The organism is Hoylesella timonensis S9-PR14 (assembly GCF_000762405.1).
GTDB classification, from domain to species: domain Bacteria; phylum Bacteroidota; class Bacteroidia; order Bacteroidales; family Bacteroidaceae; genus Prevotella; species Prevotella timonensis_A.
In genome coordinates this window covers 1-8,716 of the sequence record NZ_JRPQ01000005.1, presented here as the reverse complement: position 1 = coordinate 8,716, position 8,716 = coordinate 1, and the positions used below count along the sequence as shown (strand labels likewise).

8 protein-coding genes are annotated in these 8,716 nt (G+C 36.4%); 5 read left to right on the top strand and 3 right to left on the bottom strand.

Annotated features, from left to right (window positions below; translation table 11 throughout):
- Positions 1 to 178: 178 nt before the first annotated feature.
- From HMPREF9304_RS00425 to HMPREF9304_RS00405, 5 genes are read left to right on the top strand one after another with little or no spacing between them, the layout of a single operon-like run.
- Entirely contained in the window at positions 179 to 379 is a 201-nt protein-coding gene (locus tag HMPREF9304_RS00425; RefSeq protein WP_036925616.1) for a helix-turn-helix transcriptional regulator, read from the top strand.
- Between the two features lie 2 nt (positions 380 to 381).
- Entirely contained in the window at positions 382 to 1,467 is a 1,086-nt protein-coding gene (locus HMPREF9304_RS00420) for a DNA cytosine methyltransferase (RefSeq protein WP_036925613.1), read from the top strand.
- Between the two features lies 1 nt (position 1,468).
- Positions 1,469 to 3,571 carry a sensor histidine kinase gene (locus tag HMPREF9304_RS00415; protein WP_036925622.1) on the top strand — a complete coding sequence of 701 codons (2,103 nt, stop codon included), beginning with the start codon at positions 1,469 to 1,471 and terminating at the stop codon, positions 3,569 to 3,571.
- 6 nt (positions 3,572 to 3,577) lie between these two features.
- Positions 3,578 to 4,189 (top strand): response regulator, encoded by a 612-nt coding sequence (locus HMPREF9304_RS00410; protein WP_036925610.1) that lies wholly within the window; start codon positions 3,578 to 3,580, stop codon positions 4,187 to 4,189.
- A 2-nt stretch (positions 4,190 to 4,191) separates the two neighbouring features.
- The gene (locus HMPREF9304_RS00405; protein ID WP_036925607.1) at positions 4,192 to 4,797 is read left to right on the top strand and encodes a hypothetical protein; all 606 of its coding nucleotides are present in this window, start codon (positions 4,192 to 4,194) and stop codon (positions 4,795 to 4,797) included.
- Positions 4,798 to 4,999: 202 nt separating this feature from the next.
- On the opposite strand, the gene HMPREF9304_RS00400 is transcribed toward HMPREF9304_RS00405, so the two are convergent.
- The 3 genes from HMPREF9304_RS00400 to HMPREF9304_RS00390 are packed head-to-tail and all read right to left on the bottom strand — an operon-like array spanning position 5,000 to position 8,578.
- The gene (locus HMPREF9304_RS00400) at positions 5,000 to 6,052 is read right to left on the bottom strand and encodes a tyrosine-type recombinase/integrase (RefSeq protein ID WP_052045801.1); all 1,053 of its coding nucleotides are present in this window, start codon (positions 6,050 to 6,052) and stop codon (positions 5,000 to 5,002) included.
- Positions 6,045 to 7,343, bottom strand: coding sequence for a tyrosine-type recombinase/integrase (locus HMPREF9304_RS00395; RefSeq protein ID WP_052045799.1), 1,299 nt, complete (start codon positions 7,341 to 7,343; stop codon positions 6,045 to 6,047). The genes HMPREF9304_RS00400 and HMPREF9304_RS00395 overlap by 8 nt, the downstream gene beginning before the upstream one ends.
- Positions 7,340 to 8,578, bottom strand: coding sequence for a tyrosine-type recombinase/integrase (locus HMPREF9304_RS00390; protein ID WP_036925603.1), 1,239 nt, complete (start codon positions 8,576 to 8,578; stop codon positions 7,340 to 7,342). The genes HMPREF9304_RS00395 and HMPREF9304_RS00390 overlap by 4 nt, the downstream gene beginning before the upstream one ends.
- Positions 8,579 to 8,716 lie beyond the last annotated feature (138 nt).

Genomic DNA, 8,716 nt, shown 5'->3' with positions numbered 1-8,716 from the left:
CATCATTATCCTAACCTTGATATTATCCTAACTTTATATTGCAAATGATTGAAATATAGCATATAAATAATTTCATAGTTATGATATTTTTCTATACCTTTTTGGATACATTTCTATAAAGCATTTGGTAATATTGTCTGTTTTTATTATATTTGCATTTGATTTTAATTAAATAAAGATGAATGTAAGACCTCTTAATCGGCTTAAAGTGGTTCTTGTGGAGAAACAGAGAACAAGCAAATGGCTGGCAGAACAATTGAGCGTATCAACTGTTACAGTAAGTAAGTGGTGTACCAATATGCACCAGCCGGACTTACAGACATTAGCTAAGATTGCCGATTTGCTAGGATGTGAAAAACGAGAACTTATCACAGAATAGATATGCCTAAAAGTAAAACACATAAACGACGCGGGAAACTACCTTCAATAGAGGTGGTTGACCTATTTTGCGGAATAGGCGGACTGAGTTATGGAATGAAGTCAAAAGGTCTCAAGATAAAAGCCGGTTTTGATTTGGATTGGACTTGTTTGTATGCATATGAAACCAATAATGAAGCAAAGTTTATTTTCAAGGACATTAGGACAGTGCAAAAAGAGGACATAATACACTTCTATTCCAAGAAATCAATAAAGGTTTTGGCTGGTTGCGCTCCTTGTCAGCCTTTTTCGTCATACGCATTTAAAAACAAGAATAAAGATAAAAAAAAATACAATCTTCTTTATGAATTTGGACGTCTTGTTAAAGATGTGCAACCAGACATCGTTACAATGGAGAATGTTCCAGCCATAGTTTCATTTAAACTTCAATCAGTATTAGGAGACTTTGTTAATACACTTGAGGCAGAAGGATATTATGTCTCCTATCATGTGGTTTATTGTCCCGATTATGGCATACCACAGACACGTAAGCGATTAGTATTGTTAGCCTCGAAATTAGGTGAGATTGAATTGATTTCTCCAACACATCAAAAAGATAATTACGTGACCGTTGGCGATGTAATCCGTAACCTTCCCCCTCTTCAAGCTGGTGAAGAATGTCCTACTGACAAGTTGCATCGCTGCCGGGCCTTGTCTGCATTGAATATGAGAAGAATTGAGGCTACGCCATATGGTGGAAGCTGGAGAGATTGGCCAGAGGAGCTTATGTTAAATTGCCATAAGAAAAAAGGCGGTAAGAGTTTTGGTAGTGTTTATGGGCGCATGACTTGGGAAGAACCTGCTCCAACGATGACCACACTTTGTACAGGTATAGGTAACGGGCGTTTTGGACATCCTGTTCAGAACAGGGCTATTTCAGCACGTGAAGCTGCGTTGTTCCAGACTTTTCCGATAAAATATAAATTCTTTCCTAATGAGCAAGAAGTATCTTTAGTTAAAGCTTCACGTTATATAGGAAATGCTGTTCCCCCAAGATTAGGCGAAGTAATTGCAGAGAGTATAAAACAACATGTTAGAACCCACAAATAATATGGACGACAATCATAAACTAAAATGGCGATTTGACGTCAGTACATTTCGATTAATCGGACGCGATTTGATAACAGATCGGGTTACCGCTTTGTTCGAATTGGTAAAAAACTGTTACGATGCAAATGCCCAAAATGTAAATGTCATTTTTGAAAATGTTGGAGCAGGAAAAAAACAGGCAGTTATTCGAGTAGAAGATGACGGATATGGAATGTCGTTTGAAGATATTCGGGACAAATGGATGGTTATTGGGACTTCAAGTAAACGCGCTCGTCCATATTCACCTAAACCTTTCAATAGAAAATGTGTTGGAGAAAAAGGTATAGGACGTTTTGCTGTAGATAAGCTAGGAGATAAGGTTTCCGTTATCACTAAAAAGGAAGGGGAAGAAAAGTGGCTAAAGGTAGATATTGACTGGACTGCTTATTACACTGAAACCGAAAAAGAGGCAGATATTCGTCTATTTACTGATATGGAGAATGTCTATACGTATAATGATGCTGAAAATCCAGATGTATCAGGAACGAAATTGATAATCACTTCTATCAGAGAGCCTTGGACTAAGAAAGAAATTGAGCATTTAATGCGTGAAATTTCAAAAATTGTCTCACCATTTGCAAATTTGAGTTACCCATTCAAAGTACGGGTAATTTCACCTGAATTTGATATAGACCAAGAGTCTATTAGAACGTTGGATGACTTTAATAATGCGACCATTTCTCTAAGTATAGACTTTGACGAGACTAAAAAGCTTCAGCAAAGTATTTTCTACGATAAGGAAAAGAGTTCTTTTAATTATCATCTTATCCCACTTAAATCTTTTGGAGGAATAAGGATGAAGATTTTCTTCTTTGACGAGCCAGCTCGTAGAAACTACCGAAAAGCCTTTCCTAATGACCCTATAGATGGATTTAAGGTCTATCGTGATGGTATCATTGCCACGCCTTTTGCAGAAACTAACGAAATTCAAGATTTGAAACGTGATATTTTAGGAATTGATAAAAGAGTATATCAAGATATATTCAATAGAATAAGCACACGTGAGTTTTTGGGGGTCATTGACATCACCAAAAATGGAAATCCTCAAATAATAGATGCGACCAATCGCCAAGACTTTGTGGACAATGACGAGTATCGAGAGATGAAGAAATTCATCATCACTCAACTTAATGCTCTTCAAGATTACAAGGTGGAAATGCGTCAAGCAAAACGAGACAATGCTCAGGAAGGTCTAAAAGCTGCATCAGATGACATCAGTTCTTTGGTAGAAGCCTTCAATGATATAGTCGCCCAAAAACCAGAATTGAAGCAGACTGTAGAGCCTCTTATCAAACAAGTTCGTAAGACAGGTCGTAGTGTAAAGACGGCTATTAGCGAACAAAAAAAAGCTTTAGAGGATTTTACTCGTAAGGAGAACATCTATATGAGTATTATGTCCCTACAACAGTTTGCGATTAATATCACTCATGCTGTTCGTACCACACTTAATCAGATACGTGATAGGGTGGAGTTCTTCTATCGATATTATCCCGATCCTGAAGAAGAAGAATTATTCATACTCTATTCTAAAGAGATGTATGAACGCTTCAAAGTACTCAACCGTGTGATAAACTATATGCTCAGTTATTCACAATCGAACTTGACTCCTGAGGAAGTTGATTTAAAAACTACGTTTGAGGAAATATTGGGTGAATACGATGATGTCTTCTCACGTGAAGGGATATCCTTACAGACAGATTTCCCCGATAAGATAGTTCTGAATGCAAATCGACAATTTTTTAGAGATATTCTGCAGAACCTAATAGACAATTCCGTGAAAGCAATGGCCAAGTCAAAACCAAAAGTGATTCGTTGCTCTTACGAGGTTCAAAACGATATGTTAGAGATACTTGTTTCAGACACAGGCATAGGTATTCCTCAAGAAGACCATGAACAAATTTTTGCGTTGTATTATACAACGACCGAGTTGCAAGGAGGTGCTGGCATTGGATTGTATATTGTGAAAACTCGTGTTCAGTCTCTTGGAGGCTCTGTCGCTGTCGTTGACAGTGAATTTGGTGAAATAGGAACGACAATAAAAATAACAATACCTTTTAAAAAGTAAATAATTATGGATTTTAAGATAGTCTTTATTGACGATAATATGTCGGAGAAAGAGCCGTTTGTTCAAAATATAAGAAAGCATTACAAAGATGCTGACTGTAACCATGTTTTTCAAAATCCAGACAAAGGTTTGGAATACGTGTTGGAGAATTTGAATAGCAAAATGATAGTATTCATTGACTGGAATTTCAGTGGTCACCACAAAAAAGGCATTGATTTGTTGAAGGAGATTCGCCAAAAAACATCTTTGCTTTATATTGTGATAATGTCGGCCAACCAGTTAAGGACTGATATTCCTCTTGAATCCATCGTTGAAATGATGAACGAGGAGAATTTCTTCTATTTGGACAGGAGCAATGATGACTTTGACACTGTCATTTCCATCATTGACAGAGTTCGTTCTCAGTGGAGTACAAAATTCGACTGCGTCCTTGAGCAATGGCTTCTCCGTCATCCAGAAGATAACAACAAAGAAGCCTTTAGCGAAGTCTCCAGTGGTAAAACATTTACTTGGGCTGACATCCTTGTTGAGTTGAGACAACAAACGCCTATAGGCAAATCTTTTGAGCAAAAGCTTAATGAGTATTATATCTATCAACTAAATCGTTCTAAAAAATAAATATGGGCAAAATATTGATAGCATGTAATAACGATTCTACCACCGTACTTCATGATTTCTTAGAATCATGTGCGGACGAGGCTAAACAAATATGTGCTGATAATAGTATTGAATACTCTTCTGTTTACCCTCCAAATTTGAGTGAACAGAATGTTATTGGTGTCATGCCTGAACACCAACTTTGTTTTTTTGCCGGTCATGGTGATGCCAATGGAATTTACAATGAGGATGAAGACGCTGTTGTTTCAATACATACAACCAACTACAATTTCAAGAACAAAGGTCTTTATAGTATTGCTTGTTCTTGCGCTCAAAATCTTCATCTACATTTAAAGACTCATGATTTACGTTTTTTTGTCGGTTATAACAACACCTTTAATGTAAGAGGTGAACATGAACCTTTTATAAATAGTGCCATAGCAGGTTTAAAAAGTTTTTTGAATGGAGATACGTTAAAAGTTGCGAAAGAAAAAATGATTACTACATATGACACTCAAATAGCAGCATTGGATATAACTGATCCGATGGCTGCTGTTGAATTGGTGCACAATAAAGAAGCTTTAGTTTTTGACGGCAATGATGATTTATTGTTTTCCGACTTACAATAACTAGGTATGTAAACGAATTATTATATAAAATATATTAATCCATTGATTATTATATATATAATTTCATGGGGTACATTGTATTTGATAGGAAGAAGAGCAGTAAGTAAACATACTCTTCACTCTATTTTACTCCTCTATTCTTTTATGCGACTGAAGTATAAGGCTTCAGCCGCATATTTGACAAATTATTGTTACACTTAAATTATTTCTTTAGCCCTACATATTCCAAAAGAGATTGTCCTTTGGGAAGTTTCTTCCATTTCTTTTCAAGTTTTAGAGTTGATTTACTTTCCAAAGTAGCCAAAGCTTTATTCTTTTGTTCAACAGAAACAAAGATATACCGCATAGTGGTTCTTATATCCGCATGTCCCATTAGCCTTTGTATAGCAACAATATTCAATCCTTGTTCCAGCCAATGACTGGCACGTGCGTGTCTAAGACTATGGCAATGAAGATTGCGAGGTACGCATTTGTCTATCTCATTTGCTTTAATCGCATACATTTTCAAACGTTTATTGATAGCCTCCTGGGACATTTTTTTCTTCTCTCCGCCATAAACAGAATAGAATAAATAACTATGAGAATCAAAATCATTGTTATGGAATACCTCTATATATCGTAAAAGAATTTTGCTCACGTCCTTCAATATGGGAGGTGTCCTGCATTTATACCCTTTGCCTATAATCGTCAAATAATTTGGATTAGGATATTCATGAAGATGTAAATCACATATTTTGACGGATAGAATTTCGTCTATACGTGCGCCTATGCTATACATAAGATAAAAGATTGCCAAGTCTCTCTTTCCTGTTCGGGTATCTGTTCGGATGGTACTAAAAAGGGATTTGATAGCCTTTTGTGTAATTTCTTCATGAACCACTTTGACCGTACGCATAGGCTTTATTTCTTTTGAAGATATATATACAGCATTAAATCTTATATCTTTTATGCTTAAAAATTTAATGAAGCTTTTTACCCCAGACAAACGGTCATTGCATGTTGAATTACTGCACTTACGGGTTTTCTTTAGCCATAGCAACCAGTCATTAAGATTGCGTTCGGAATAAGATTCTGCTGAGAGAGTGTTGGGAGTGACTTTTTTTTCTTCTTGTAAGAACTGCATATATTGCGATAAAGCCGTAAAATAAGAACGTTGTGTATGGTTGCTACATCCTCTTGCGATAGGAAGATAACTTGTAAACCATTCATTTATGGTTTGGGATATAACGGTTGATTCAGATTTAAGTTTAATCATTGTAAAAATCTTCAAGATTAGGTAAAATGTCATGTAGATAAGGGCCGGAAAGTGTCTCCAACATATTAGGAAACATTGGTGCCAATTGATAGTAATAGCAAGTACTTTGCAGAGTTTTATGACCCATGCTGCGTCCCAGAACGAGAAGTTTATCAAACCATTCTGTACCATCATAATTCCAACGGTTTATATTTTTGACTGCATAATTGGAACGAAAATCGTATGGGCGGGCATCTGCCTTTGATATTCTCCGCCATATTTCACTGAATGCATATCCCTGCCATTTCATATCGTGATACTTGCCATCCGAAGTGGGAAAAAATACTTTTCTCTTCGGTAATAACTTTTCTACAGCATGGTCGTATCGTTTGAGAAGTTCCCAAATGGAAGGATGTAGGGCTACCCGATGTTGCGCCCATCCTTTGGTATGCCTGATATCAATAATTCCATTTTTAAGGTCAACGTCTTCACAGTCAAGTAAACGTGCTTCATTGGTACGTATGCCTGTACTAAGCAACAGTCTGAAGAATACAGGTATTTGCATTCTTCTCAGCTTAAAATCGAAATCTGATACATTAACAGACTTGTGAACCAATATTGTCGCATTGAAAAAATTGGCAAGTTCGTCTTCTGTGAAAATATGGGGTATGCGTGGCTTATTTCCACCTCTGGGTAAAGGAGGGGGAACGTTTACTTTAGTCCAGTGATGACTGATTGCATACCTCAAGAATTGAGACACGGGAAGCACTCTTGTATTTCTTGATTTACATTTCTCAAAAGGTCTTCTGTCGCACCAGGAATTAACGATATCTTCAGTCAGTTCTTTAGCTTCAGGGTAAACACGGGCACAAAAGTTATTGAAACGGATAAGATTCTTATGTGTAGTGTCACATATCCTTGGAACAAGTGTTTTCAAGTAGAGAATATATTTTTCAAGCATTTCAGAAACTACAGAATTTTGAATGGGCATTTCTGTCATAGGTATTCCCTTTCTTTGTTTCCTTGCTTCGGGTAATAACAATGGTAAAGGTATATCCGTATATTGCTGTTTGTTAGAGTATGCAATAAAATTCCGTAATTCCGCAATTCGATGGTTGGCAGAATTAATGCTTTCGGTTGGGTGCTTTATACACCATTCATCTATCAAGTCTTTTGATAAATAATTGCATTCTCTTTTTGTGCAAAAAGAAATGAAAGTCTTTAAACGAGTAAATCTGTAAGACTTCCCATCGTTTCTTACCCCGTTTCGATATTTTCGATAAAGGAACTCAAGCTTAATTAAGTCAATCATACGTCAAACACCTCCTCTCCGACAGGATATTTCGAAATGTCAATGCCGCATTCACGTAAATGTACAATATCAGCATCTATGTATGGACTGAGCGACTCTGGCGAGATATGTCCCATTATCTCGCTGATATAACGTGGAGTAACTCCATTTCTTAAAAGTTTGGTGGCCAGATAACGACGAAAAAGCCTGATACCATTTTGGCATTCTCCTTTTCTAATTCCGAGCTTATTTAAGAAACGTCGGGCAATTTTCCCAATAACATCCGGGCTTATCGGTTTTTCCGGATCATACAAGTGCGTGAATAATCTCTGAATTTTCACTTCTTTCGGTCTCTCCTTTTTTAGATATTCCATTACTGCATTTCCCACAACAGCCCTTAATGGAAGAACTAATTTCTGATGTGTTTTGGACTGCTCAAGAGTGATAAGATCACGCTCGAAATCAATAGTGTTGACCGTCATTTTTGCAATATCACTACCACGCAGACCTGTATACATGGCAATAGAAATGACAGCTTTATTGCGAAGTGTGAGATTGGAGTTGTCATTTTCCAATGTAGAAGCTATTATAGCAGTCTCAGCATCAGAGAGGATTGCAAAATTCTTTCGTACATTTTTTAATGGAGGCATTATATCGCAAAGGAATTCACATTCTTTTCGGCAAAGTAGCCCTTTAGAAGAACGTAGTACTCTAATAATACTTTTTTGACAAGTATATCCCCGAAGTTGTTTTCCTCTATCATAAAAATAAGAAAGGATTAAAGGTTCTGTTACATCTGTCAAAGTATATGCGCCTTTGCTTTGCATATAAGCGAAAAATGCAGCCGCATAATTAGATTCCATTTTTATTGAGCTAGATGCTTTTCCTGCTTGTACTGATACCTCTTTGTAATGTTCTATTATAGTTTTGAATGTACCTTTTAATTGACTTATTGAACTTTTTGGTTGTAAAGTAGGTGTAAAAGCAAAACGATTAGGCAGATGATCATATTCATCAAATGCCTCAATCCTTCGTACAGAGAGCCGATAATACTTTGAGCGCTCATCGTCTTTACTTATACCTTTTCTTTTTAAAAGTTTTTCATAAAAATCACCATAAGACACATAGTTGCTTTCTTGTTCAAAAAGTTCTTTAAGCCTCGCTTGAATCCCTCCAATAGCGACTTTTCCATATCCCTGCTGTCGCATGTAATCAAGCAAAACGGGATACTCTTGTTTTAAATTTCTTATATTCATAATTACGGTGGTTGAGCATTAGTGCCCAACCACCGTAAAAAGTATAGAAAAATATCACAACTATAAAATTATTTATTCATTAGATTTCAATCATTTGCAATATAAAGTTAGGATAATATCAAGGTTAGGATAATGATG